At 70.0% G+C, this 24,353-nt stretch carries 29 protein-coding genes; 9 read left to right on the top strand and 20 right to left on the bottom strand.

Features of this window, described 5'->3' with window-relative positions; translation table 11 throughout:
• Positions 1-14 precede the first annotated feature (14 nt).
• The 4 genes from efeO (FFK22_RS35370) to efeU form a co-directional block, all read right to left on the bottom strand.
• Positions 15-839 (bottom strand): iron uptake system protein EfeO, encoded by an 825-nt coding sequence (gene efeO / locus FFK22_RS35370; RefSeq protein WP_138892083.1) that lies wholly within the window; start codon positions 837-839, stop codon positions 15-17.
• A gap of 65 nt (positions 840-904) precedes the next feature.
• Entirely contained in the window at positions 905-2,200 is a 1,296-nt protein-coding gene (efeB, locus tag FFK22_RS35365) for an iron uptake transporter deferrochelatase/peroxidase subunit (RefSeq protein WP_138892082.1), read from the bottom strand.
• Positions 2,201-2,214: 14 nt separating this feature from the next.
• Complete coding sequence (efeO, locus tag FFK22_RS35360) at positions 2,215-3,306, bottom strand: iron uptake system protein EfeO (protein WP_138892081.1); 1,092 nt, start codon at positions 3,304-3,306, stop codon at positions 2,215-2,217.
• Between the two features lie 13 nt (positions 3,307-3,319).
• Positions 3,320-4,150, bottom strand: coding sequence for an iron uptake transporter permease EfeU (gene efeU, locus FFK22_RS35355; protein ID WP_138892080.1), 831 nt, complete (start codon positions 4,148-4,150; stop codon positions 3,320-3,322).
• A 226-nt stretch (positions 4,151-4,376) separates the two neighbouring features.
• Between efeU and FFK22_RS43415 the strand changes: the two genes are divergently transcribed.
• Positions 4,377-4,679 (top strand): hypothetical protein, encoded by a 303-nt coding sequence (locus tag FFK22_RS43415; protein ID WP_221939090.1) that lies wholly within the window; start codon positions 4,377-4,379, stop codon positions 4,677-4,679.
• A 3-nt stretch (positions 4,680-4,682) separates the two neighbouring features.
• On the opposite strand, the gene FFK22_RS35345 is transcribed toward FFK22_RS43415, so the two are convergent.
• The 3 genes from FFK22_RS35345 to FFK22_RS35335 form a co-directional block, all read right to left on the bottom strand.
• Positions 4,683-6,365 (bottom strand): SulP family inorganic anion transporter, encoded by a 1,683-nt coding sequence (locus tag FFK22_RS35345; protein ID WP_138892078.1) that lies wholly within the window; start codon positions 6,363-6,365, stop codon positions 4,683-4,685.
• Between the two features lie 67 nt (positions 6,366-6,432).
• Positions 6,433-6,705 carry a helix-turn-helix domain-containing protein gene (locus tag FFK22_RS35340; protein WP_138892077.1) on the bottom strand — a complete coding sequence of 91 codons (273 nt, stop codon included), beginning with the start codon at positions 6,703-6,705 and terminating at the stop codon, positions 6,433-6,435.
• Between the two features lie 27 nt (positions 6,706-6,732).
• Positions 6,733-6,957 carry a hypothetical protein gene (locus FFK22_RS35335; RefSeq protein WP_138892076.1) on the bottom strand — a complete coding sequence of 75 codons (225 nt, stop codon included), beginning with the start codon at positions 6,955-6,957 and terminating at the stop codon, positions 6,733-6,735.
• A 143-nt stretch (positions 6,958-7,100) separates the two neighbouring features.
• Between FFK22_RS35335 and FFK22_RS35330 the strand changes: the two genes are divergently transcribed.
• The 3 genes from FFK22_RS35330 to FFK22_RS35320 are packed head-to-tail and all read left to right on the top strand — an operon-like array spanning position 7,101 to position 9,375.
• The gene (locus FFK22_RS35330) at positions 7,101-7,814 is read left to right on the top strand and encodes an amino acid ABC transporter permease (RefSeq protein WP_138892075.1); all 714 of its coding nucleotides are present in this window, start codon (positions 7,101-7,103) and stop codon (positions 7,812-7,814) included.
• Positions 7,811-8,563 (top strand): amino acid ABC transporter ATP-binding protein, encoded by a 753-nt coding sequence (locus tag FFK22_RS35325; protein ID WP_138892074.1) that lies wholly within the window; start codon positions 7,811-7,813, stop codon positions 8,561-8,563. Before FFK22_RS35330 ends, FFK22_RS35325 begins: the two co-directional genes overlap by 4 nt.
• 26 nt (positions 8,564-8,589) lie before the next feature.
• Positions 8,590-9,375, top strand: a complete 786-nt coding sequence (locus FFK22_RS35320) for a transporter substrate-binding domain-containing protein (protein ID WP_186002836.1) — start codon at positions 8,590-8,592, stop codon at positions 9,373-9,375.
• A gap of 37 nt (positions 9,376-9,412) precedes the next feature.
• Here the strand turns inward: FFK22_RS35320 and FFK22_RS35315 are convergent, their stop codons facing one another.
• Positions 9,413-10,978 (bottom strand): acid phosphatase, encoded by a 1,566-nt coding sequence (locus tag FFK22_RS35315; protein WP_138892072.1) that lies wholly within the window; start codon positions 10,976-10,978, stop codon positions 9,413-9,415.
• 166 nt (positions 10,979-11,144) lie between these two features.
• Here FFK22_RS35315 and FFK22_RS35310 point away from each other — a divergent pair, with 166 nt between their 5' ends.
• Complete coding sequence (locus tag FFK22_RS35310) at positions 11,145-12,392, top strand: cytochrome-c peroxidase (RefSeq protein WP_138892071.1); 1,248 nt, start codon at positions 11,145-11,147, stop codon at positions 12,390-12,392.
• 112 nt (positions 12,393-12,504) lie between these two features.
• A complete protein-coding gene (locus FFK22_RS35305; RefSeq protein ID WP_138892070.1) occupies positions 12,505-13,215 on the top strand; it encodes a DUF2076 domain-containing protein in 711 nt (236 codons plus the stop codon).
• Between the two features lie 3 nt (positions 13,216-13,218).
• Here FFK22_RS35305 and FFK22_RS35300 read toward each other — a convergent pair whose 3' ends face one another.
• From FFK22_RS35300 to FFK22_RS35245, 12 genes are all read right to left on the bottom strand, one after another.
• Entirely contained in the window at positions 13,219-13,680 is a 462-nt protein-coding gene (locus tag FFK22_RS35300) for an NUDIX domain-containing protein (RefSeq protein ID WP_138892069.1), read from the bottom strand.
• 10 nt (positions 13,681-13,690) lie between these two features.
• Positions 13,691-14,044: an SRPBCC domain-containing protein gene (locus FFK22_RS35295; protein WP_306770222.1), complete on the bottom strand. Its 354-nt coding sequence runs from the start codon at positions 14,042-14,044 to the stop codon at positions 13,691-13,693.
• Positions 14,044-14,463, bottom strand: coding sequence for a helix-turn-helix transcriptional regulator (locus tag FFK22_RS35290; protein ID WP_138892067.1), 420 nt, complete (start codon positions 14,461-14,463; stop codon positions 14,044-14,046). The genes FFK22_RS35295 and FFK22_RS35290 overlap by 1 nt, the downstream gene beginning before the upstream one ends.
• 93 nt (positions 14,464-14,556) lie before the next feature.
• Positions 14,557-15,306, bottom strand: a complete 750-nt coding sequence (locus FFK22_RS35285) for an ABC transporter permease (protein ID WP_138892066.1) — start codon at positions 15,304-15,306, stop codon at positions 14,557-14,559.
• On the bottom strand, positions 15,303-16,112 hold the full coding sequence (locus FFK22_RS35280; RefSeq protein ID WP_221939089.1) for an ABC transporter ATP-binding protein: 810 nt from the start codon (positions 16,110-16,112) through the stop codon (positions 15,303-15,305). Before FFK22_RS35280 ends, FFK22_RS35285 begins: the two co-directional genes overlap by 4 nt.
• Positions 16,109-17,122, bottom strand: a complete 1,014-nt coding sequence (locus FFK22_RS35275) for an ABC transporter substrate-binding protein (RefSeq protein ID WP_138892065.1) — start codon at positions 17,120-17,122, stop codon at positions 16,109-16,111. The genes FFK22_RS35280 and FFK22_RS35275 overlap by 4 nt, the downstream gene beginning before the upstream one ends.
• Positions 17,123-17,133: 11 nt before the next feature.
• Positions 17,134-17,574 (bottom strand): VOC family protein, encoded by a 441-nt coding sequence (locus tag FFK22_RS35270; protein ID WP_138892064.1) that lies wholly within the window; start codon positions 17,572-17,574, stop codon positions 17,134-17,136.
• Positions 17,575-17,665: 91 nt separating this feature from the next.
• Positions 17,666-18,529 (bottom strand): helix-turn-helix domain-containing protein, encoded by an 864-nt coding sequence (locus tag FFK22_RS35265; RefSeq protein WP_138892063.1) that lies wholly within the window; start codon positions 18,527-18,529, stop codon positions 17,666-17,668.
• 133 nt (positions 18,530-18,662) lie between these two features.
• Entirely contained in the window at positions 18,663-18,899 is a 237-nt protein-coding gene (locus tag FFK22_RS35260) for a 4-oxalocrotonate tautomerase family protein (RefSeq protein WP_138892062.1), read from the bottom strand.
• Positions 18,900-18,953: 54 nt separating this feature from the next.
• Positions 18,954-19,667 carry an SDR family NAD(P)-dependent oxidoreductase gene (locus FFK22_RS35255; protein ID WP_138892061.1) on the bottom strand — a complete coding sequence of 238 codons (714 nt, stop codon included), beginning with the start codon at positions 19,665-19,667 and terminating at the stop codon, positions 18,954-18,956.
• A gap of 145 nt (positions 19,668-19,812) precedes the next feature.
• Positions 19,813-20,730 carry a LysR family transcriptional regulator gene (locus FFK22_RS35250; protein WP_138892060.1) on the bottom strand — a complete coding sequence of 306 codons (918 nt, stop codon included), beginning with the start codon at positions 20,728-20,730 and terminating at the stop codon, positions 19,813-19,815.
• Between the two features lie 69 nt (positions 20,731-20,799).
• Positions 20,800-21,921 (bottom strand): winged helix DNA-binding domain-containing protein, encoded by a 1,122-nt coding sequence (locus FFK22_RS35245; RefSeq protein WP_138892059.1) that lies wholly within the window; start codon positions 21,919-21,921, stop codon positions 20,800-20,802.
• A gap of 159 nt (positions 21,922-22,080) precedes the next feature.
• Between FFK22_RS35245 and FFK22_RS35240 the strand changes: the two genes are divergently transcribed.
• The 3 genes from FFK22_RS35240 (at position 22,081) to FFK22_RS35230 (ending at position 24,288) form a co-directional block, all read left to right on the top strand.
• Entirely contained in the window at positions 22,081-23,061 is a 981-nt protein-coding gene (locus FFK22_RS35240; RefSeq protein WP_138892058.1) for a S1C family serine protease, read from the top strand.
• Between the two features lie 8 nt (positions 23,062-23,069).
• The gene (locus FFK22_RS35235; protein ID WP_138892057.1) at positions 23,070-23,861 is read left to right on the top strand and encodes a helix-turn-helix domain-containing protein; all 792 of its coding nucleotides are present in this window, start codon (positions 23,070-23,072) and stop codon (positions 23,859-23,861) included.
• Between the two features lie 73 nt (positions 23,862-23,934).
• Positions 23,935-24,288, top strand: a complete 354-nt coding sequence (locus tag FFK22_RS35230; protein WP_138892056.1) for a VOC family protein — start codon at positions 23,935-23,937, stop codon at positions 24,286-24,288.
• Positions 24,289-24,353 lie beyond the last annotated feature (65 nt).

The following is a 24,353-nucleotide window of genomic DNA, read 5'->3' as shown; positions in this document are numbered from 1 at the left end:
GAGGGGCAGACGCTTCAGCTCAGCCCGAGCGTGCCGCGCAGTTGCGACAGGTCCTCGGCCAGGGCGGTGATCGGGCCCTTCATGGCGTTGCGGTCGGCGTCGGTCACCTTGTCGTAGGTCTCGAAGCCGCCGTCCTTGGTCTTGTACTTGGCCAGGATGGCGTCGACCGTCTTGAAGTTGGCGTCGACCTTGGCCAGCAGGGCCTTGTCGCTTTTCTCCAGGATCGGGCGCAGCAAATCGACGATCTTCTTGGCGCCGTCGACATTGGCCTGGAAGTCCCACAGGTCGGTGTGGCTGTAACGGTCCTCCTCGCCGGAGATCTTGGTGGCCGCGACCTCCTCGATCAGCGCCGCGGCGCCGCCCACCACCTTGTCCGGCGGGGTGGTCAGCTCCTTGATCCGGCCCTGCAGGTCGATCACGTCGGCCAGCAGCTTGTCGGCGAAGGGGGCGAGGCCCTCGGTCGATTGCTTGGCGAACAGCCCGTATTCGATGCGATGGAAGCCGGTGAACTCCGGATCTTCCTCGTTCTTCGCGTGGTCGTCGGCGCGCGAGTCGATGCTGCCGTCGAGGTCGCTGAACAGCTCGGCGAGGGGCTCGATCCGCTCGTAATAGACCCGGCTCGGGGCGTACAGCGCCTGCGCCTTCTTCAGGTCGCCGGCCTTCACCGCCTCGGTGAACTGGCGGGTGTGCTCGACGAACTGATCGACCTCGCCGATGACCCAGGTCTTGTACTTGGCGATCGGCTCGACCAGCTCGAGCGGCGAGGGCGGGGCGGCCACGGCCCCCGATGCGATCAGCATCGCGGCCGCGCTCAAGCTGCGAGTCAGAATGCGTTTCATAATCAATCCCCTCCTAGGATAGGACCGGGTGAGGTCGTCACCCGCTGTTCAGGGCCTTTCGGCCCTCAGGTCGACACCGATTGCAGCAGCCCCTGGCCGAGATAGCCGTCCTTGTCCGGCACCCCCGGCAGGGCGAAGAAATAGCCGCCGCCGGTCGGCTTGATGTATTCCTCCAGCGGCTCGCCGTTCAGCCGGTCCTGCACCGTGATGAAGCCGGCCTTGAGGCTGGACTGGAAGCAGATGAACAACAGGCCCATGTCGAGCTGGCCCGACTTGGTGACCCCGCGCGAATAGTTGAACCCGCGGCGCAGGATCCGGCTGCTGGCGGTCTGGTGGGTGCGCGGATTGGCCAGGCGGATATGGGCGTCGACGGGCATGGTCTTGCCCTCGGGGTCGCCGGAATAGTCCGGCTCGTCGAACTCGTCCTTCAGCCCCAGGGCGGCGCCGGACGCCTTCTCGCGGCCGATGATCGTCTGCTGCTCCTGCAGCGGGGTGCGGTCCCAGCGCTCGACGAAGTTGCGGACGATGCGGACCACCTGATAGGTGCCGCCCACCGTCCAGGCCGGCTCCTCGGTGCCCGGCTTGATCCAGACGATCTGGTCCATCAACGTGCCGTCGGCCGGGCTCGGATTGGCGGTGCCGTCCTTGAAGCCCAGCAGATTGCGCGCCGTCTCCTTGCGGCCGGCCTTGCTGGTCGCGGCCGGCAGGAACCCGTCCAGCTTCCAGCGCAGGCTCAGCAGGTCCGGCGTTGCCTTCAGCACCGCGCGCAGGGCGTGGATGTTGGCCTCCGGCGTGTTGGACGAGAACTGCAGCAGCAGGTCGCCATGGCAGTATTCCGGGTCCAGCGCGTCGTTCGGGAAGCTGGTCATCGCCGCCAGCTCGCGTGGCTTCGCCTCGGCCAGGCCGAAGCGCTGGTCGAACAGCGAGGCGCCGACGGCGGCGGTGACGGTCAGGTTGTCCGGCACGATCACCGGCCCCAGCACGCCGGAATCGGCCGGCGGGAATTTCGGGTCCAGCTCCGGCGGGGTGCCGCCGCCCATCAGGAAGGCGATGCGCTCGGTCAGGGTGCGGAACATCCGCTCCAGGTCCGGACGCGAGGTCGCCAGCACGTCGAAGGACGCGACCAGCCCGGCGGCGGGAGCGGGGGTGAGGATCCCGGCCTGGTGCTCGCCGTAGAAAGGCTGCGCCTGCTGGGCGATGTCGGCGTCGCGGCCGGGCGGCTGCTTCATCGACTGGGCGACGGCCGGAGCCGCGGCCAGCGCGCCCAGCGCGGCGCCGCCGCCGGCCAGGCCGCGCAGGACGCTGCGCCGGCTGGCGATGGTTGGATCGGTGGTCTTACCCTGTTCGTCGATGGTGGTCATGGCGGTTCGTCCGGTCAGTCCAGCCCCAAGGCGGTGCGCAGTTTCGGCAGGTCGTCGGCCAGGGCCGTCACCGGGGGCCGCAGCCCGGCGCGGTCGTCGCGGGTCAGCGCCAGCCCGGCCGCGGTCAGGTTGCCGTCGACCCGGTCGCTCAGCGCCTTGTCGGCCTTCTGGCTCAGCGGCCGCAGCAGCCCGACGATGCGGGCCGCGCCTTCGAGATCGGCTTTGGCGGCGGCGGAGTCGAGGCCCGGGTCGGCGACCAGGCGGGCGATCACGGTGGCGGCGCCGCCGGCCATCTTCTCCGGCGGGATCGACAGGTCGGCGATTCGGGCCTGCAGCGCCTGGACATCGGCCGCCAGCTTGTCGGCGATGGGCGCGAGCCCGTCGGTCGAGCCGCGGGTGAACAGCGCATACTGCAGTCGGCGGAAGCCGGTGAAGCCCGGGTCGTCCTCCTTCTTCTCGAAATAGTCGGCGCGGGCGTCCAGCGCCGTGTCGAGATCGGCAAACAGGTCGGCCACCGGCTTGATCCGCTGGTAGTGGATCCAGGCCGGGGCCAGCAGGTCGCGCGCGTTGGCCAGGTCGCCGGCCTTGATCGCGGCGACCAGCGGCGGCGTGGCATCGGCCAGGGCCTTGGCCTCAGTGGTGACATAGACCTTGTACTCGGCGATCGGCCCGATCAGCTCGATCAGCGACGGCTGCAGCGCCTGGGCCGGGGCATTCTTCGCCGCGGTCACGGTCAGGGTGCCGCGCGGGTTGCTGAGCAGGCCGCAGGTGATCTGGTAGGCGCCCGGCTCCAGCCTGGCGGTCAGGCTCTGGGTGAAGCCGGGGGCGATGTTCTCGCGCTCCTCCACCACCATGACGCCCTGCAGGATTTCCCATTCCAGGGCGCGGTCGCTGGCGTTCTTGACCTGGAAGGTGACGCGCCCGGCCTCGACCGTCAGGTCGTTCGGCTCGCAGCTCCTGGCGGTGATGGTCACGGCATTGCCGCCCGCGGCGGCCTTGGGCGTGCCGGCGCGGTGCAGATAGGCGTAGACGCCGAGGCCGGCGACGGCGACGGCCAGAAGGGCGACGACGCCGATGCCGATCCGGGTGGTGCGCTGCAGGGACATTCGGGCTCCGGGCTCAGGCGTTCGATCGCGCTTCCTGCGCGACCCGCCCGCCGCTCAGGAACAGGGGCAGGGTGACAAGGAGGAAGAGGATGTAGATGGCGACCTCGCCGACCGACGGCGTGTCCTGGTAGCCGAAGATGCCGGCTAGCACCGAGCCGAGCGGCCCGTCGATCGGCAGGACATGGCTGAGGTCGAAGGCGATCTCCTGCAGCCCGTTCCACAGCCCGGCCTCGTGCAGCGCCCGCAGCGACCCGGCCAGCAGGCCGGCGGCGACCACCAGGATGAACAGCCCGGTCCAGCGGAAGAACCGCTTCAGGTTCAGCCGGACGCCGAACCAGAAGATGGCGAAGCCGACCGCGACCGCGACCGCGACACCGGCCAGGGCGCCGATCGGCGCCTCCAGCCCGACATCCTGCTGGAAGGTGGCCAGCAGGAAGAATACCGATTCCAACCCCTCGCGGGCGACCGCGAAGAAGGCCATGCCGATCAGCGCAAGGCCCTTGGCGTCGGGTCCGTCCAGCGCGGCGTCGACCGAATGCTGCAGCTGCGCCTTGATCGAACGCGCGGCCTTGCGCATCCAGAACACCATCGAGGTCAGGATGCAGACGGCGACGAGGCCGACGATGGCCTCGAACAGCTCCTGCTCGCGCTGCGGGAACTCGGCGCTGACCAGGTCCAGGACGATGCCGACGGCGATGGAGAGCAGCACGGCGACGGCGATGCCGATCCAGACCAGCGGCATCCATTGCGTCCGCCCGGTCTGGCGCAGATAGCCGGCGATGATGCCGACGATCAGGGCGGCCTCGATGCCCTCGCGCATCATGATCAGGAACGGTACCAGCATCCCGACATCATCCCGAACCCGCCGCCCGCGGCGGCCCACATGCTCACCATGATTGCGAGCAAGAATGCGTATCTCTCGCAATTCTTCTGCTCCGAACGTCCGGCGTTGTCGAGGCCGCTTCGATGCGGAATAGGTTAAATTTGTCGTAATGCCGGGCCGCCGGCTGCCCTCCGCCCGGAACCGGCGATACGCAGCCGCTGTTTGCGGAGCAGAAAGGAGCCCGCCCATGTCCGAAACCGGAGCCCCCAAATCCGCCGCCGAGGCCGCCGCCCAGGTGTCAGGATCGAAGGCGACGCGCGCCGCCGCCGAGCTGGACACCGCCATGACCGATTCCGAGGCCGCCCGCCGCGACCTGGATGCGGATCTCCGCGCCCTGCGCGAGGATGTCGCCCGCCTTGGCGAGACCGTGGCGTCAATGGCCCAGGCCCGGGCGAGCGCGCTCGACGAGGCGGTGCACCGCAACCCGTGGTCGGCCGTGGTCGCCGCGGTCTGCGTCGGCTTCTGCCTGGGTTTGAAAGCGCGGCTGTAGACCTTAGCGTCCGCTCGACGCCGCCCGCCGGGCCGCCTCCAGCGCCTCGGCGGGATCGGCCTTGAACCGCACCGGAGGCGGCCGCACGCCATGAGCCAGCAGCGCCCGTAGGATCGGCCGGCGGGCGCCGGCAATGGTGACCGTGGCGCCCTGGCGCCGGGACTTGCGGGCGAAGCCCTCGATGGTGGCGGCCGCGGTGGAATCGATCACCGGCACCGCCGAAAAGTCGACGACATAGGCCTTCGGGTGCTCGCCGATCCGGTCCAGCGCCGCCGCCACGCCAGCCGCGGCGCCAAAGAAGAGAGCGCCCGAGATCCTGTAGACAACGACGTCGCGGTCGGTGGCCAGCGCAGGGTCATAGGGTGGCCGGCCGTCGCCATTGCCGGCGTCCGGCCGGTCGACCTGCACCGCCTGCGCCATGCGGTGCAGGAACAGCAGCGCACCGGGGCCGAAGCCTGCGAGGATCCCTTCGGTCAGGTCGCGGAACACCACCAGGCCGAAGGTCGCCAGCAGCACCACGGCGTCGCCGACCGAGGCGCGGATCAGCGTCGCGAACTGATGCTTCTCGGCCATGGTCCAGGCCACCACCGCCAGCACCCCGGCGAGGGCGGAGAGCGGGATGTAGGCCGCCAGTGGTGCCGCCGCCATCATGAACAGCAGCAGGAACAGCGAGTGCAGCATGCCCGACACCGGGCCGCGCGCCCCGGCGCGGACATTGGTGGCAGTGCGCGCGATCGTGCCGGTGACGCAGATGCCGCCGAACAGGGAGGAGGCGATGTTGGCCAGCCCCTGTGCCACCAGCTCGCAGTTCGAGCGGTGGCGGCGCCCGCTCATGCTGTCGGCGACCACGGCAGACAGCAGGCTTTCGATGCCGCCCAGCAGGGTGAAGGACAGGGCCGCCGGCAGCACCGCCTGAATCCGCGCCCAGGAAAGATCGGGCAGCCGCGGGGCGGGCAGGGCGGACGGGACTCCGCCGAAACGGCTGCCGATGGTCTCGACCGGCAGCTGCAGCAGGACGGCCAGGATCGAGGCCAGGGCGACGGCGATCAGATAGGACGGCCAGTGCGGCCGCAGCCGCCGCACCAGCAGGATGGTGCCGACCGCCAGCACCGCGACGGCGATGGTGGCGGTGCTGGCGGTCGGCAGCGCCCGGCCCAGCGCCTCCAGCTTCGGGATGAAGGGGCCGGGCTCCGGCCCGTCCAGGGTCAGGCCCAGCAGGTCCTTCAGCTGGCTGGCGAAGATGATCATGGCGATGCCGGCGGTGAAGCCTACGGTCACCGGGTAGGGGATGTATTTGATGAAGGTGCCCAGCCGCAGCAGGCCGATCGCCGCCAGCATCAGCCCGGACAGGAAGGTCGCCAGCAGCAGCCCGTCGACGCCGTGCTGCGCCACCGTCGCGGCCACCAGCACGATGAAGGCGCCGGCGGGGCCGCCGATCTGAAACCGGCTGCCGCCCAGCGCCGAGACGATGAAGCCGCCGACGATCGAGGCGTAGAGGCCGCGGTCCGGGGTGACCCCGGAGGCGATGGCGATCGCCATCGACAGCGGCAGGGCGACGATCGCGACGGTCAGCCCGGCCACGGCGTCGGCCTTGAGGTCGGCGAGGCCGTAGCGCTCGCGCAGCACGGTCACGAGCTTCGGCGTGAACAGCTCGATGAAGGACGGATCATGACTGCGCGCCACCATGGCGACTCCCGACACCGCGTTGGCGGCGGGATCGTCGGATGGGCCGGCGGTCGCCGTCGCTGAACCGTCAGCCGGCTCTGCCCTCCGGCACCCGCGGGGTCTTGAACCGCACCCCGCGGCCACCTTCACGGCTGACCGCATGATCGCCGATCAGCTCGACCCCGGCGCGATCGAACGCCTCGACCACCTTGGTCAGCGTGTCGACCACGCCACGGACATTGCCCTCACTGGCCTCCATGCGCTGGATCGTCGGCAACGACACTCCGGACAGCTCGGCGAGCTGCCGCTGGTCGATGCCGAGCAGGGCGCGGGCAGCCCGCATCTGGGCGGCGGTGATCATACAGTTTCCTTTGGCGCATTTAAGGTATCAAGCAGCAGAAGTGATGTCTAATAAATCAGTATAGATGATTAAGATATGGATTTTGATGGCTGTATTGTATCGGGTTCTGCGGCTATCGGCGGCGGGGGCGCCATCCGACCATGCTTCCTCGGCCCAGGGAAGGGCGGAGAGGCTCGCCGCAAAAACAACAGCATCACTTGTGAAAATTATATATGCACGTTTCGCATTTGCGATTCTGGGGCGGCTCGCCATCTCTCGCGCTCCCCGCGCCGATCCCGCCTCCGGGACGGGGCACCCGGCCCGAACAGCAGGTTGACGCCTCCCATGCACGTCCCATCCTTCCTGGCCATCCGCCTCTCCGATGGAGCGCGCGGGGATTTCCGCGCGGGGGCCGCATGACGATCTTCGATTTCGACTATTTCCTGTCGGCCTTCCCGCTGATCCTGCCCTATCTGCCGGTGACGCTGCTGATCGCCTTCAGCGCCATGGCCTTCGGCCTGGCGATCGGCACCGGCGCCGCGCTGATCCGGATCTACCGGATCCCGGTGCTGCGCCAACTGGCGACGCTGTACATCTCCTTCATCCGCGGCACGCCGCTCTTGGTGCAGATCTACCTCGCCTATTACGGCATTCCGAAGCTGCTGCAGTACCTGAACGCGCAGCTGGGCACCGACATCGACGCCAACCGGGTGCCGGCGCTGGTCTTCGTGATCTTCAGCTGCGCCGTCAATGTCGGCGCCTACCTGTCGGAGGCGATCCGTTCGGCCCTGCTGTCGATTGACCGTGGCCAGGCCGAGGCCGCCTATTCGATCGGCATGACGCCGTTCCAGGCGATGCGCCGGATCATCCTGCCTCAGGCGCTGGCCGTGGCGCTGCCGAACCTGGGCAACAGCTTCATCAGCCTGATCAAGGACACCTCGCTGGCCTTCCTGATCGCGGTGGTCGACATCATGGCCGCGGCCAAGATCATCGGCGGCCGGTCGCTGCGCTTCTTCGAGCTCTATCTGGCGGTCGCCGTGATCTACTGGGTGATCTGCATCCTGGTCGAGGTCGCGATGCGGCGCTGGGAGGCATATCTGACGCGCGGCCGGCGGGATATCTCCGCATGATCTCGATCCGCGACGTCCGCAAATCGTTCAAGGGCCAGGTCGTGGTCGACGGCATCGGCCTCGATGTCGATCGGGGCGGCATCGTCTCGATCCTCGGCCCTTCCGGCTCCGGCAAATCGACCTTCCTGCGCTGCCTGAACCGGCTGGAGACACCGGATGACGGCACCATCGACATGTCCGGCGATCGCTACGACCTGCCGCGCCTGGACCGGCGCCGGCTGCAGTCGCTGCGCATGCGCATCGGCATGGTGTTCCAGACCTACAACCTGTTCCGCCACAAGACGGCGATCGAGAACATCCTCGAGGGCCTGCTGGTGGTGAAGCGCCTAAAGCGGCGCGAGGCGCGGGAGATCGCGGAGCATCACCTCGCCCTGATGGGGCTGGCCGACAAGGCGGAGGCCTATCCGTCCTCGCTGTCCGGCGGCCAGCAGCAGCGCGTGGCGATCGCCCGCACGTTGGCGATGGCGCCGGAGCTGATCCTGTTCGACGAGCCGACCAGCGCGCTCGACCCCGAGCACACCGGCGAGGTGCTGGAGGCGATCCGCAAGGCGGCCGGGCAGGGCATCCCGATGATCATCGTCACCCACGAGATGGGCTTCGCCCGCGAGATCTCGAGCCAGGTGCTGTTCATCGACAGCGGCAAGGTCATCGAGGAAGGCGACCCGAAATCGCTGTTCGGCAACCCGCAGCAGCAGCGGACCCGGGACTTCCTCAAGAACTATCTGCGGTCCTTCTCCTTCGACATTTGAGGGACCGGTCCATCATGGAGAGAACGATGCTTCATAGTCTGGCCAAGGGCGCCGCGGCGGCCCTGGTGGCCTTGGGCCTGGCGGCCGCCCCGGCGGTCGCGCAGGAGACGGTGCGGGTGGGGACCGAGGGCACCTACGCGCCCTTCACCTACCAGGACGACAGCGGCAAGCTGACCGGCTACGACGTCGAGGTGCTGCGCCTGGTCGAGACCAAAGTGCCGGAGCTGAAGTTCGACTTCGTGCCGCAGCCCTGGGACAGCATGTTCCTTGGCCTGGAGGCCGGCAAATACGACGTCGTCGCCAACGAGATCTCGAAGACGCCGGAGCGCGAGGCCAAGTTCCTGTTCTCCGACGTCGCCTATTTCCACAGCGGCTCTGCCATCATCGTCAAGAAGGGCGTCTCCGGCATCCACAGCCTGGACGACCTGAAGGGCAAGGTGGTGGGCGCCGGCACGGGCAGCGAGCACACCAAGCTGGTCGAGGACTATCTGGCGGCGCATCCCGGCGCGTTCGAGATACGCTACTATGACGGCAACGTCACGCCGGTGCTGCTGGACATCGCCGAAGGCCGGATCGACGCCCATGTCAACGACCCGATCGTGGCCAAGGAGCATGCCGACAAGCTGGGCCTGCCGGTCGAGGCGACGGGCGACCTGCTGGCCAAGGTCCCGTCCTACTTCGTGTTCCGCAAGGACGCCAAGGGCGAGGCGCTGAAGGCCAAGATCGATGCCGCGCTGACCGCACTGAAGGCCGACGGCTCGCTGGCGAAGCTGTCGCAGCAATGGTTCGGCCAGGACTACACGCAGGATTGAGACGGAAAGGGGCAGGCTCGCGCCCGCCCCTCCGGCCTTACGGCGCGGCGGGCAGGTTCAGCGCCGCGCTCAGGTCGCCCAGCGGCGGGTTGCCGTGGGCGGCGATCCCCGCGTCCCGCGCCGCGATTCCGGGCAGCACCGGCAGCCCGAAGCGGTGGGTGATGAAGCGCAGGATCGAGGTCGTGTCGTAAGGGGTATGGTCGACATAGCCCTTCTTGGCGAAGGGCGAGACGATGATCGCCGGGATCCGGGTGCCCGGGCCCCAGCGGTCACCCTTCGGCGGCGCCACATGGTCCCAGAACCCGCCATTCTCGTCATAGGTCACCACCACCAGCATGTGCGGCCATTGCGGGCTCTTCTGCAGATGGTCGATCAGCATGGCGAGATGGGCGTCGCCGGACGAGACGTCGGCATAGCCGGCATGCTCGTTCAGGTTGCCCTGCGGCTTGTAGAAGGTGACCTGCGGCAACGCGCCGGCGTCGATCGCCTTGACCAGCTCGGCCCCGTCCAGCCCGCCATCGCGCAGATGGGCCTGCCGCGCCGCGGTGCCGGGCGCGAAGCTGGCGAAGTAGTTGAACGGCTGGTGATGGTACTGGAAGGCCGGGACCGGCGTCTGGTTGCCGTGGTCCAGCACCGACTGCCAGGCGCCGGAATACCAGGCCCAGCTGATTCCCTTGGCGCTCAGCAGGTCGCCGATGGTGATCTCGGTCTGCGGCGGCAGCGTGGTCGGCGCCTTCGGGTCGGCCAGGGCCGGGTCGCCGCCTTCGGCCGGCTTGTTGGCGCTCGGCTGATACGGCGGCTGCATCGTGTTCACGGCGAAGAAATCGGGCGTCAGGTTGCCGTCGGAAACGAATTTCGGGATGCCGTCCATCGCCGAATTCGGCGCATTCGCCGCCAGGGTCAGGCTGGTGCCATCCGGATTGACCACTGCGATCGTGGGCTTGGCCGCGGCCTTGTCGGCGTCCGGGTAGCGGGCGACGCAGGCGCAGGCCAGCCAGATGTGGTTCATGTACGAGCCGCCGAAGGCGCCCATGAAGAAATGGTCGGCCAGCGTGTATTGCTGGGCGACCTTCCACATCTGCATCTTCGAGCCGTCGAGATGGGCCATCACCTCGGCCCCGGCATCGGCCCAGGCGACGAACTTGTCGTTCCGGCCGCCATTGATCTGCATCTGGTTCTGGTAGAAGCGATGCCAGAGGTCGTGGGTAATGGTGCCGAGCGAGACGTTGAAGCCCTGCGCGTCATCCATCGCGAAGGGACCGTTCGGCAGGTGCTCGGTCTGCGCCTGGGTCACCGGCGGCGTCACGCCCTTGGCGGTCAGCCCGTCCCACACCGGCGGCAGCTCCTTCAGCGCCGTGCCGTCGCGGTCGAGCTGGGTCTTGCTGACATCCGACGCGTTCGCCAGCCCGTCGGCGCCCGGGAAGGTGCCGTACAGATTGTCGAAGCTGCGGTTCTCGGCATAGATCACGACGACCGTGTCGATGGCGCGCAATGCCCTGGTCTGGGCGGTGTCGGCGCTGCCCGGCGCGTCCGCGGCCAGCAGTGGCGGTGCGATCAGCCCGGCGGCACCGGCCGCGAGGGCAGTGGCGATCAGTTTGTGCATGCGGCTTCCCCTTTGGCTCCCGGTGCAATTCCCGGTGGCTAATCCCCTTCCGCCCGCCAGCACTCGCGCGAAGTGGGCTGTCGCTCAAGTGAAACTTTTTCGGCATAGATAGGCGTCTGCGGGCCGGCTGCGGTGCCGCGTCACGCAGATCGATGGGGTGGCCGGAATGGCGTTGCGAACGGGTCGCTGGGGAACGGTGGGCGGCGGTCTCGCCGCGATGGTTCTGACGGTCTCCGCCGCCACCGCCGGAAGCCAGCCGGAGGGCGGCCTGCCGCGCGCCGAGGTGCGCCGCCAGGCGGCGGAGCTGACGGCGCTGGGCCGCGCCATGTTCGTCGACCCGTCGCTGTCGGCGTCGGGCAAGCTCTCCTGCAGCTCCTGCCATGACCCGCAGCACGGCTTCGGCCCGACCAACGCGCTGCCGGTGCAGATGGGCGGCGGCGACATGGCCACGCCCGGCATGCGGGCGGTGCCGTCGCTGACCTACACCCAGGTGGTGCCGCCCTTCACCGAGCATTTCTTCGACTCGGAGGATGATTCGGACGAGAGCGTCGACAACGGCCCGACCGGCGGGCTGACCTGGGACGGGCGGGTCGACCGCGGCGCCGACCAGGCGGCAATCCCGCTGCTCTCCGATTTCGAGATGGGCAATGCCGGCCCCGACGAGGTCGTGACCAAGGCGCTGGCCGCCGGCTATGGCGACGCGCTGCGCCGGATCTATGGCGACGACGTGCTCGAGGACCGCAAGGCGCTGTATGCCGGCATCCTCAAGGCCTTCGAGGTCTTTGAGCAGGACGCTGCCAGCTTCTACCCCTACAGCAGCAAATACGACGCGGTCCTGGCCGGCACGGCCACGCTGACGCCGCAGGAGGCGCGGGGCCTCGACCTGTTCAACGACCCGGACAAGGGCAACTGCGCCGAATGCCATATCAGCCAGCGCGGCAATGACGGTACCCCGCCGCAGTTCAGCGACTACGGCCAGATCGCCATCGCCCTGCCGCGGAACATGCAGATCCCGGCCAATGCCGACCCGGCCCATGTCGATCTCGGCGTCTGCGGGCCGCTGCGCACCGACCAGAAGGACCGTCCCGAATATTGCGGCCTGTTCCGCACCCCCAGCCTGCGCAACGTGGCGCTGCGCCAGACCTTCTTCCACAACGGCGTGTTCCACACCCTGCGCGACGCGGTGGCCTTCTATGTGACGCGCGAGACCGACCCCGGCCGCTGGTATCCGCGCAACCCGGACGGCAGCGTGCGGCTCTATGACGACCTGCCGGCGCAGTATTGGGACAACATCAACCGCGATCCGCCCTTCGACCGCCATCTCGGCGACGCGCCGGCCCTGACCGATGCCGAGATCGACGACGTCGTCGCCTTCCTGAAGACGCTGACGGACGGCTACCACCCGCCCTCCTGAGCCGGACCGGCGCGACACGGCGCCGCGCCGTCGATTGCCGCGCCCGACCGACGGGCCCATATCAGCGGCGAAGGGGGATGCCCGCGGCAGCGGGCCCGATCGGAGAGTTGCGATGACACCCCAGGAACGCGAGCTGCTGACCAATCTGGTGGCCCGGCTGAAGCAGGCGCCGCCGGTCGAGACCGACGAGGAGGCGGCGGGGATGGTCCGGGATCTGGTCCGCGACCTGCCCGCCGCGCCCTATCTGCTGGCCCAGACCGTGCTGATCCAGGACTTCGCCCTGCACCAGGCCCAGTCCCGGATCGCCGAGCTGGAGCGCCAGGCCCAGCCGCAGCGCAGCGCCGGCGGCGGCAGCTTCCTCGGCGCCATCTTCGGCAGCGCCGCGCCCTCGCGCCCGCAGCCGGCGCCGCAGCCGCAGGCTCCGGCCTATACCCAGGCGCCGCCGGCCTATGCCCAGCCCCAGCCCGGCCCGTGGGGCGGTGGCGGACCCTTCGCCCAGTCCTCCGGCCCGTCCTTCCTGCGCAGCGCCGCCACCACCGCGGTCGGCGTCGCCGGCGGCGCGCTGCTGTTCCAGGGCATCGAATCCCTGTTCGGCATGGGCCATGGCGGCTTCGGCGGCGCGGCCCCCGGCCTGACCGAGACGGTGGTCAACAACTACTACGGCGACGCCGCCCCCGGTGCCGACGGCACCGACCTGCGCGACGCCGATGCCGTGCCCGCGGACGACCAGGGTGTCCAGGACGCCGACTATCAGGACGACGGCAGCCAGGATTTCGGCGGCGACGATTTCGGCGGTGGCGGCGACGACACGGTGGGCGTCTGAGGCTCAGCCCTCCAGGATCTCCTCCAGCCGGTCCAACAGGGGGCGCTGGCCCTCCAGGATCTTGTGGCGGGCGGTCGCCAGGTCGAACCATTCGGCCCGGTCGACCTCCGGGAAGGACTGGATCCGGCCGCTCCTCGGCGGCCATTCCAGCTGGAACTCGCTGCTGCGGACCCGGCTGACATCCAGGTCGCCGGCGATGGCGAAGGCGGTGACCGCCTTGCCGCCGCGCTGGCGGATCCGGCCCAGCGGCAGCAGCGGGCCTTCGGGCGCCGTGCCCAGCTCCTCGGTGAATTCGCGCCTTGCCGTGGCCTCGAAGTCCTCGCCGGGCTCCGGCTCGCCCTTCGGGATCGACCAGGCGCCCAGGTCCTTGCCGCGCCAGAACGGACCGCCGGGATGCACCAGCAGGACGAGCCGCTGCCCGTCCACGCGCTTGTGCATCAGGATCCCGACGCTCTCGGCGGGCATGGCATTGTCCTCAGGCGACCGCTTCCTCGAGAAGATAGCGCTCCAGCCGGTCGAAGCAGCCGCTCCAGCCCTCATGGTGGCGGTCGCGGGCCGGCTCGTCGAAGAACTGCTCATGGGTCAGGATCAGCACGGTGCCGTCGCCGTCCGGCCGGAAGGTCAGAGTCACCTGAGACTCCCGCTCGGGCATGGTCCGCCAGGCCCAGCTGAACACCAGCTTCTCGTTCGGCACAACCTCCTTGTACACGCCGGCGACATCGTGGCGCTCGCCGTCCGGCGTGGAGAAGACGACATGATAGCGGCCGCCGATGCGCGGGTCGGCCTCGGCGCAGATGGTCTCGGCGCCTTCCGGCCCGAACCAACGCATTATTTTTTCCGGCTCGATCCAGGCCCCGTAGACTTTGGCGGGAGGGGCGGCGAGGCGGCGCCGGATGCTGAGGCTGGGCTTGGCGAGCATGCTTCCTCCTCGACGAACGCGGCCAGGCGGTCGAGCTGTTCGGACCAGAAGCGCTGGTAGCGGCTCAGCCAGTCCATCGCCTGCTCCATCGGTGCCGCGGACAGGCGGCAAGTCACGGTGCGCCCGGTCTTGGTCCGCGTGATCAGGCCGGCGTCCGACAGCACGTCCAGGTGCTTCATCACCGCCGGCAGCGACATGGTGAAGGGCCGCGCCAGCTCGCTGACCGACAGATCCTGCTGCTCGCCCAGCCGGCTGATCAGCGCCCGGCGCGTCGGGTCGGCCAGCGCGGCGAAGGTGCGGTCGAGAACGGGCTCTTGATAGTTAACCATCAAGTGAACTTTGCGTTTGCGGGGTCTGGCTGTCAAGCGATATGCGCCGACATCGGAGCCGCGGTCCAGTATGCCGGACGTTTAGGTTCGGCCCTACCGCACCCAGCGCCGGAAGCCCAGCCGCTCGACCAGCACCACCGCGCCGAAGGCCAGCAACCCGATCGCCGCGGCGACGAAGACGGCGGCGAACAGGCGGTCGGCCTGGTAGTTGAAGGTGGCCTGGATGATCAGCGCGCCCAGCCCCGCATTCGACCCGATCCATTCACCGACGATGGCGCCGATGACGCTGCCCGTGGCGGCAATGCGCAGGGCGGTGAACAGCATCGGCAGCGACCGCGGCGCGCGCAGCCGCCAGAAGGTCTCCCAGCCGCTGGCCGACAGCACCCGCATCAGCTCGTGCTCGTTCGGCGTCGCCAGGGTCAGGCCGCGGACCATGGCGATCAGGGTCGGGAAGAAGCAGATCACCGCCGCGATCACGATCTTGGGCAGCAGGCCCAGCCCGAACATCAGGATGAAGATCGGCGCCAGGGCCAGGACGGGGATGGTGTTGAGGAACAGCACGATCGGGAAATAGGCGGCGCGGACCGGCCGGCTGTAGCTGAACAGGATCGCCAGCAGCACCGCGACCGCGTTGCCCAGCAGGAAGCCCAGCACCGCCTCCAGCGCCGTCGGCCAGGTGTTGGCCAGCAGCAGCGCCCGGTCGGTCCACAGCTTGCCGAACACCGCGGCCGGCGTCGGCACGATGAAGGCGGGCACGCCCAGCGCCGGCACCACGAACTGCCAGACCAGCAGGATCGAGAGCGCCCCCAGCGCCGGCCACAGGATGTCGGACGGGCGGGTCATTCGGGCAGCCCCGAACCCGCCGCGAGCAGCCGCCGCAGATGAGCACAGACAGCCGTGACCTCCGGCGCGTCGCGGTCGCAGCGGCCCTCCGCATCCTTCAGCGGCCGCAGATCGACGATCTCCAGCACCCGGCCGGGATGAGCGGCCAGCACCAGCACCTGCTGGCCCAGATACGCCGCCTCTGCGATGCTGTGGGTGACGAAGACCACGGTGGTGCCGGTGCGGCGCCACAGCCCCAGCAGCTCGTCGTTCAGCCGGTCGCGGGTGATCTCGTCGAGCGCGCCGAAGGGCTCGTCCATCAGCAGGATGCGCGGCCGGGACAAGAGGGCGCGGGCGATGGCCACGCGCTGGCGCTGGCCGCCCGACAGCTGCTCCGGCATCCGCTCCGCCAGTCCGCCGAGGCCGAGCAGGGCCAGCAGGTCGTCGGTGGCCAGCCCGTCGGGGCGGGCGGCCCGGCCGCGACCGACCTGCAGCGGCAGCTCGATATTGGCGCGCACGCTGCGCCAGGGCAGCAGGGTCGGGTCCTGGAACACGAAGCCGATGTCACGGCGCAGCCGGGCCGCGTGCGGCGGGCCGCCCAGCACCGCGATCTCGCCGGCCAGCGGCGCCAGCAGGTCGGCCACCACCCGCAGCAGGGTCGACTTGCCGCAGCCGGAGGGGCCGAGGATGGTCAGGAAGCCGCCCTGCGGCACGTCGAGGTCGACGCCGCCCAGCACTGGCACCGTCCCGGCGCCCCGCCCGGTCGCCGGATAGCCGATGGCGAGGCCCCGGCAGCGGATCGCGGCGCTCTCCACCCGTTCCGTCACCCCAGCTTCGGCCGGTCGGCTTCAGTCATCTCCAGGATCGCGCTCGACCAGCACTCCTCCGGCTTCGGCGCGTTGCCCTGGAACTGGCCGATCGAGTCATAGATGCGCACCTGCTCGGCGATCGCGGCCGGGTCGAACCAGCCCCAGCCCTTCGCCTTGGTGTCGGCGTCGAAGCTCAGCTGCAGCACCAGCCCGACCGTCGCCTGCTCGGTCTCGCGGTCCAGCTGCGGATAGGCGTCGACGGTCAAATCCACCGCCTCCTTCGGATGCTCATGCGTCCAGGCCCAGCCCTTGGCCACGGCGCGCAGGAACTTCGCCAGCACCTCGGCATTCTCCGCCACCGCCTGGTCGGTGGCGAAATAGACGTTGGAGTAGGAGGGCAGGCCGGTATCCTTCATCATCAGGTCGATCCGGTCCGGCCCGATCACCGACAGCGCCTTGGTGTTGGTGATCCAGCCGGTCACGGCGTCGACCTGGCCGGACACCAGCGGCGTCATGTCGAAGCCGATATTGGTAATGTCCATCTGCGACGGGTCGATCTTGTTCTGCGCCAGGATCGCGTCCAGCACGAAGCGCGCGGTCGGCTGGATGCCGATGCGCTTGCCGATCATGTCCTTGACCGAGCGGATCGGCGCCTTGGTCAGGGAGTAGAAGGCGAAGGGGCCGGAGCGGTAGCCGCAGGCGATGATCTTCACCGGCACGCCGGAGCCGCGGGCCAGCAGCAGCTGCGCGGAATCGGAGAACTGGCCCAGCGCCGCCTGGCCGGTGACGACCGGCGGCACGGTGGCGGAGTTCGGGCCGCCGGGCGAGAATTCGACCTCCAGCCCCTCGGCCTGGAACAGCCCCTGCTTCAGCGCCACCACGTCGCCGATCTGGCCGTTGCTGATGAGCCAGTCGTATTTGATCACGACCTTGGCGGCCTCGGCCCGGCCCTCCGGGATCTTGAGCGCGATGCCGGCGCCGAAGGCGGCGATCCCGGCCAGGACGGTGCGGCGGTCGAAGGCGGTCATGCGGTCCTCCGTCAAGCAGCCGGGCCTTCGACGTCGCCCACAGGGCCGCCGTCGAGCCAGGCATAGATCTCCCACAGATTGTCGTCCGGGTCGGTGAAATAGGCGCAGCGCGCATTCCACGGATAGTCCGCGGGCGGGCGGGTGAACGCCACGCCGAGCATGCTGAGCTCGTGATAAACCGCGTCCACGGTGTCGGGCGAAGGCAACTCGGCCGCGGCGCAGGCCTTGTGCACCTGCGGCGGGGCGCGGCGGGCGGAGACGCCGGTGTGCTCGGCGATGTGCCCGATCTCCCACAGCGCCAGGGTCAGCCCGGCGCCCTTGAAATCGGCGAAGCCCGGGGCGCGGCGGCGCAGCTTGAAGCCCAGCTTGTCGATGTAGAAAGCGGCCGCCCGCTCGACATCCTCGACCAGGAAGCAGATGTCGGTGATCGGGTGGGCCTGGGCGAAGGGCATGGCGGTCTCCGGACGGTCTCGCCCCGATCATGGCCCCGCCGGCCGCCGCCCCGCTTTCGCAATCCTGCGCTTTCGTTGCCGGAACTTGCGGTCACCCCGCCGCCCGGTAGCGCGCCGGGGTGGTGCCGGTGGCGCGGCGGAAGGCGGTGGAAAAATGCGCCTGGCTGGCGAAGCCGGCACGGTAGGCGATCTCGGCCAGCGCCAGATCGGGCCGCGCCAGCAGCGCCTTGGCCCGCTCGACGCGCCGCGCCAGCACGAATTGGTGCGGCGCATGCCCGGTCGCGGCCTTGAAGGCGCGGCTGAAGTGGAACGGGCTGAGCCGGGCGATGGCGGCCAGCTCGGCCAGGCTCAGATCGCCATCCTCCAGCGCATCCTCGACATGCTCCAGCACCCGGCGCAGCCGGTCCGGCGACAGCGCGTCGGGCCGTTCCGGCCGCAGCGCCGGGCGATGCGACAGCAGGCGCAGGGTGCAGGCGGCGAAGGACAGGCCCAGCTGCTCCGCCAGCAGCGGGTCGGTCGCCTCCGGCCGCCGCGCCAGCTCGGCCAGCGCCAGGGCGACATGGATCGTCACCGGGTCGGCGGCGACCAGCATCTCGCCATCCTCGAACTGCGCCGGGCCGAGCTCTCGGCCGATCCGGCGATAGGCCTCGGGCGGCTGGAAGATCGAGATGTAGTCGGCGCCGTCGCCGTCGACGAACAGCGGCAGCCCGGCCGGCTGCACACCCAGGGTCCAGGACGGCCGCGCCACCCGCCGCGTCGGCCCGTCGCCGATCCGGAAGGCATAGCGCCCATGGCTTGTGCGGTTCAGCGACAGCCGGTGCAGCGCGCCGCAGGACTCCATCTGCCCGGCATCGCTGCGATAGCTTTCGACCATGATGTCCGGCCGGGCCGCCGCCGCATAGTCGTGCAGCGCCGGCCGGCTGATGGCGAAGACCGAAGGGTCGAGACCGTCCATCCCATGCTCTCCCTGCCTGCCCGGTCCGCGGCTCTCCGGCCGCGATTCCGGTGCCGTTCCCGCTCCGGAACGACGCAAGCAGCATGCCAGACAGGGCCGGGCAGGGCCATCGGCTCCGGCCCCGCCGTCGGGCTCACCCCGATTTCGCTGCAAGCCGCCGGCGGTATTCCGCGACCGGCACTCCGCCGACGCCCCAGTTCTCCAGCGGCACCTCCTCGATCACCACGAAGGTGGCGTCGAGCGGCTTGTTCAGCACGTCCAGCAGCAGCTGGCTGACACCCTTGATCAGGGCGGCTTTCTCTTCCGCCGTCACCGCGCTGCGGTCGGGCGACGACCCCTCCCGGGTCACTTGAATGGTCACCATCGGCATGACGGACCTCCTCTGAGCGGGAATGCGGCGGCGCCGGGCCGCCGCATCCAATTGTTACCAGCGGCCGGCGTTCTGGCCGCCATCGACATGCAGGATCTCGCCGGTGACGAAGCCGGCATTCTCCAGGAAGACGACCGCGTCGATGATGTCGCGGACCTCGCCCATCCGGCCGACGGGGTGCAGCTTACTCAGCGCCTCATGCGTCTCGGCCGGATGCATCGGCGTCTTGATGATGCCGGGCGACACGGCGTTCACGCGGATGCCCCTGGTCGCGTATTCGATCGCCAGCCCCTTGGTGGCGGAGTTCAGGCCGCCCTTGGTCAGCGACGCCAGCACGGCGGGGACGCCGGCGATCGGCTGGTCGACCAGGCTGGTGGTGATGTTGACGATATGGCCCGACCCCTGCTTCAGCATCGCCGCGACGGCATGCTGCGTGACGTGGAAGAAGCCGGCCAGGTTCACCGACAGGACCTTGGCGAAATCCGCCTCGGTGTAGTCGGTGAAGGGCTTGGCGACGAAGATGCCGGCGTTGTTGACCAGCGTGTCAATCCGGCCGAAGCGGGCCAGGCCTTCCTCGACCACGCGGGCCGCGACGCGCGGGTCGGCGATGTCTCCGTCGACCGCGAGGATGTCGGGGTCGCTGGCCTGGCGGATCGAGCGGGAATTGGCGACCACCTTGTAGTTCAGGTCGCGATAGGCCTGGACCAGGCTCGCGCCGATGCCCTGCGAGGCGCCGGTGATGATGGCGACCTTCCGTTCGGTACCCATGATGTGTCTCCGATCATGCAGCGGCCGGAGCTTCTCCGGTCGGCCGGGCCACTGCGGCGCCGGTGCCCGAATATTTACGGCCTGCCGCTGATCGTTCGAATAGGCGCCATCCGCGAGACACTATTGCGCAAAACGGAATACCGGGTCAGGCGTCGGGGGTGAGGCGGGCGAAGCGGGCTTTCAGGCGCGGCATCGCGAAATCAGCGAAGGCGCGGACCTTCGGCACCGACAGGCGCCCTTCCGGGGTAATGATGTGAACGGGCAGGGGGGCGTGCTCGGAATCGGCCAGCACGATCTTCAGCCGGCCGGCCCGGACCTCCTCGGCCACATGGTAGGAGAACAGCCGGGTGACGCCGTGCCCCTCGGCGGCGGAGGCGACCGCGGCCCGGACGCTGTTGACGATCAGCCGCGGGGCGAACTGTACCGTCCTGGCCGTGGTCGTGCCCGGCGCTGGCGGGAAGCTCCAGGAGTCGATGCCGAAATGGGTCATCGACACGACCCGGTGCCTGGCCAGGTCGGCCGGCTCGTCAATGCGTGGATGCTGCGCCAGGTAGGAGGGCGCGGCCGCCACCACCCGCCGGACCTCACCGATGCGCACCGCGACCAGGGTCGAATCCGGCAGATGGGCGATGCGCAGCGCCGCGTCGATGCCCTCGTCGACCAGGCTGACCGGCCGGTCGAGCAGCAGCAGCCGGGCCGAGACTGCTGGATAGGCGTCGAGGAAGGCGTCCAGGATCGGGCGCAGCACATCCTCGCCGCTGATCAGCGGCGCGGTCAGGGTCAGCAGGCCGCGCGGCGCCGCTCGCTCGCCGGCGGCCAGCATGTCGGCCTCCTCCAGGTCGGTCAGCACCCGCCGGCACGCGGCGGCATAGCGCTCGCCGGCCTCGCTCAGCCGGATCGAGCGCGTCGTGCGGTGCAGCAGCTGCACCCCGACATGGTTTTCGAGAAAGGCGATGGCCCGGCTGACCGCGGCCGGCGAACGGCCCAGCCGCCGCCCGGCGCCGGCCAGGCTGCCGGTGTCGAGGGCCGAGACGAACACGCGCATGGCATCGATCCGGTCCATCATTCTTCCCGGATGTGGAACACTGGATGCCGAAGCCTAGGCATTCCCGCGTTCGGCGCAAGGCCGGTGCTACGCCACCGCCTCGATCCGCACCTCGCGACTCTTGGCGCCCTCGGCGACGAGCTCCAGCAGCCGCTCGCCTTCCTCGGTCACCGCCGCGGCCTCCCGCTTCGACAGCGTCTCGAACATCTCGATCCGCAGCATCGCGGCGCCGCGCGCCTGGGTCGCCTTCCAGCGCCCTTGGACGCGACCGTCCACCAGCAGCACCGGCGGCATGAAGTTGCCGTAGACTAGCGGCTTGTGGCGCTCCGCGATCACATGCTCGCGCTCGGCATGGGACAGCAGCAGGTTGTCGTATTCCGGCAGGAAGCGCGGCGGCGCCGGCACGTCCGGGCCGGGCCGCGGCGCGTTGGGCAGGTCGAACAGCTCGCGGCCGGCCTCGTCGCGAAAGCTCACCAGCTTCGGCCGCAGCGCGTCGACCACGCCCTGCAGCCGGGTCAGCCCCGACCAGATCTGCATGTCCTGCACGCTGGCCGGGCCGAAGGCGGCGAGGTAGCGCAGCAGCATCGGCTCCGGCGTCGTGTCGGTGCCCAGCGGCTGCCGCAGCCAGGCCTCGGCCGTGGTGCACAGCGGCAGCCCGCCGATGCCCCACAGGCCGCGCGGCGGCACCTGCACCAGCGGCGCCAGGTTGCGCATGGCGTAGGACAGCGACTTGGCGTCCCGGTCGGGCCATTTCCTTTGCAAAAGCCGGCCCATCTCCTCGACCGTGCGCGGCTGGTCGACCAGCAGGCGCCGCCCGGCGGCCACCACCGCCTCCAGGTCCAGCCCGGCGAGCGCCTTGCCATAGGGCGTACCGGTCATCAGCCGGCGCTCCTGCATCTCCTGCAGCACCGGGCGCAGCGCCCGGCAGTCGCGGGCGGTGACGAGGTGGATGGTCGACCGCATCAGCGCGATGCGCACCACCTTGCGGTCGACGATCAGTTGGGCGAGGTCATCAAGCTCGAAGCGTTCCAGCCGGCTCCACAGCCCGACATAGGCGGCAGTGGGGGATTGCGACTGCATCCCGACCAGCCGCTCGATCGCCTCGGCCACGGTCGCCTTCCAGCGCTGCAGCAAGCCCTGCCGGGCCAGCAGCGCCCGGTTGCGGCTGCGCCGGTCCATCCCCTCCGCCGCCGCATCCCTCTTCGCCATGTATCCCCCGATCCGCGCGAATCCGGGCGCCAGCCTGTCCTGGATCGGCGCCGGGACACAAGGCGCGGCGTCCGGCCTGATCCCTCTCGGGGCTTGCATCCGCCCCCGCATGGCGTCGACAATCGGGGACTATCCCGCCCGATACCCATGGAGGCCGCGATGGCCATCGGACCGGACGACTGGGAAGTGCCCGTCCGGGCGCAGCCCGATCCAGACGACTACGCCTTCGATCTCGACCGCGCGCTCGACGCCGTGGTCGGCCTGACCGCGCGCGTCCCGCCCGACGCCTTCACCGCCGGCACGCTGGGCACCGAACGGGCCGGCAACGGCGTGGTGATCCGCGACGACGGCATCGTGCTGACCATCGGCTATCTGATCACCGAGGCCGAGGAGGTCTGGCTCACCACCAACAACGGCCGGGTCGTGCCCGGCCATGTGCTCGGCTACGACCAGTCGACCGGCTTCGGCCTGGTCCAGGCGCTTGGGCCGCTCGGCGTGCGGGCGCTCAAGCCCGGCTACGGCCGCACTTCCGACCCCGGCACCGAGGTGGTGATCGCCGGCGCCGGCGGACGGCGGCGGTCGCTGGCCGGGCGGATCGTCGCCCGCCAGGAATTTGCGGGATATTGGGAATACGTGCTGGACGACGCCATCTTCACCGCGCCCGCCCATCCGCATTGGGGCGGCACTGCGGTGATCGGCCCGGGCGGCGACCTGCTCGGCATCGGCTCGCTGCAGATCCAGCACCAGGCGGAAGGCGGCCGGGTGCTGCCGCTGAACATGGTGGTGCCGATCGACCTGCTGCAGCCGATCTTCGACGACCTGACCACGATCGGCCGCGCCGACCAGCCGCCGCGACCCTGGCTCGGCCTGTTCGCGACCGAGGATGAGGGCCGGGTGGTGGTGGTCGGCTTCGCCGGCAACGGCCCGGCCCGGCGGGCGGGGCTGCGCGAGGGCGACGCCGTGCTCGCGGTGGACGGCGAGGCGGTGTCCGGCCTGGCCGGTTTCTTCCGTGCCGTCTGGGAACTGGGCGAGGCCGGGGTCGAGGTGCCGCTGACGCTGGATCGCGAGGGCGACGTGTTCGACGTCAGCATCCGCTCGGCCGACCGCGCCCGCGTGCTCAAATCGGCGAAGCTGCATTAGGGGCGGGGATGCAAGCCGGCGACGTGGTCCTGGCCAAGCGCGCCGGCTTCTATCGTGAGGCCCGGCCGGCGCTGGCGTTGGCGCCGCATCTGCTGTGCCGCTGGGTCCAGGTGATTCCGCAGGGTCCGGCCCTGCCGGTCGCGGTGGTGCCGGATGGCTGCGTCGACCTGCTGTGGGTGGGCGACCGGCTGATCGTGGCCGGGCCCGACCTGACCGCGGCGCATCCGGTGCTGCCGCCCGGCGATCCGGTGGTGGCCGTGCGCTTCCGGCCTGGCGCCGCGATGCGCTGGCTCGGCCTGCCGATGTCGGAGATCACCGGCCGGCAGCTGGACCTCTCGGCGTTCGGCCGGCCTTGGGCGCGCGGTCTGGCCGACCGGATCGGCGAGGCGCGGACGATGGCGGAGCGGATGGCGCGGCTCGAGGCCGGGCTGGCCGGCGCGGCGCCGGAGATCGGCCCGCCGGCGCCGGAAATGGCGCTGGCCTTTCGCTGGCTCGGCCGCGGTGCGGAGGAGGCCGGGCTGGCCGCCCTGCGCGGCCGGCTCGGCATCAGCGAGCGCAGCCTGCGGCGGCGCTGCCACGAGGCTTTCGGCTACGGCCCCAAGTCGCTCGACCGCATCCTGCGCTTCCAGCACTTCCTGCGGCTGGCAGGCGCGGGGGAGGAAACGGCGCTGTCCGCCCTCGCCGCCGCGGCCGGCTATGCCGACCAGGCGCATCTGACGCGTGAGGCGCGGCGCCTGTCCGGCCTGACCCCGGCCGTGATCCTCGGCCAGCTGGGCAGCCGGGACCGCGCGGCCGCCTGACTGGCCGTTCCGTTCAAGACGGCCCGCGCCGGCAGTGCCACGCTCACGGTGAAAAATTGAGAGGAGAAGGCCCATGGCCAGCCCCGGCAACGACCGCCATATCGACTACATCGAATTCGCCGTCACCGACATTCCGCGCTCGCGCGACTTCTACGGCCGCGCCTTCGGCTGGAGCTTCACCGATTACGGCCCGGCCTATTGCGAGTTCGACGACGGCCGGCTGAAGGGCGGCTTCGCCCAAGGCAGTCCGGCCGGGTCCGGCGGCCCGCTGGTGATCCTCTACGCCGACGACCTCGCCGCCGTGCAGCAGCGGCTGGAGCAGGCCGGCGGCCGGGTGGTCAAGCCGATCTACAGCTTCCCCGGCGGCCGGCGCTTCCATTTCCAGGACCCGGACGGCTACGAGCTCGCCGTCTGGTCCGACCGGTAGCCCGAAAAGAGGGAAGGGGGCCGAGGGCCCCCTTCCGGTACTCCGAGACTCTTGGTGGGTCTCAG

Origin of the sequence: Mycobacterium sp. KBS0706 (assembly GCF_005938675.2) — a bacterium.
Classification (GTDB): domain Bacteria; phylum Pseudomonadota; class Alphaproteobacteria; order DSM-16000; family Inquilinaceae; genus Inquilinus.
This window is presented reverse-complemented; position numbering and strand designations above follow the sequence as displayed.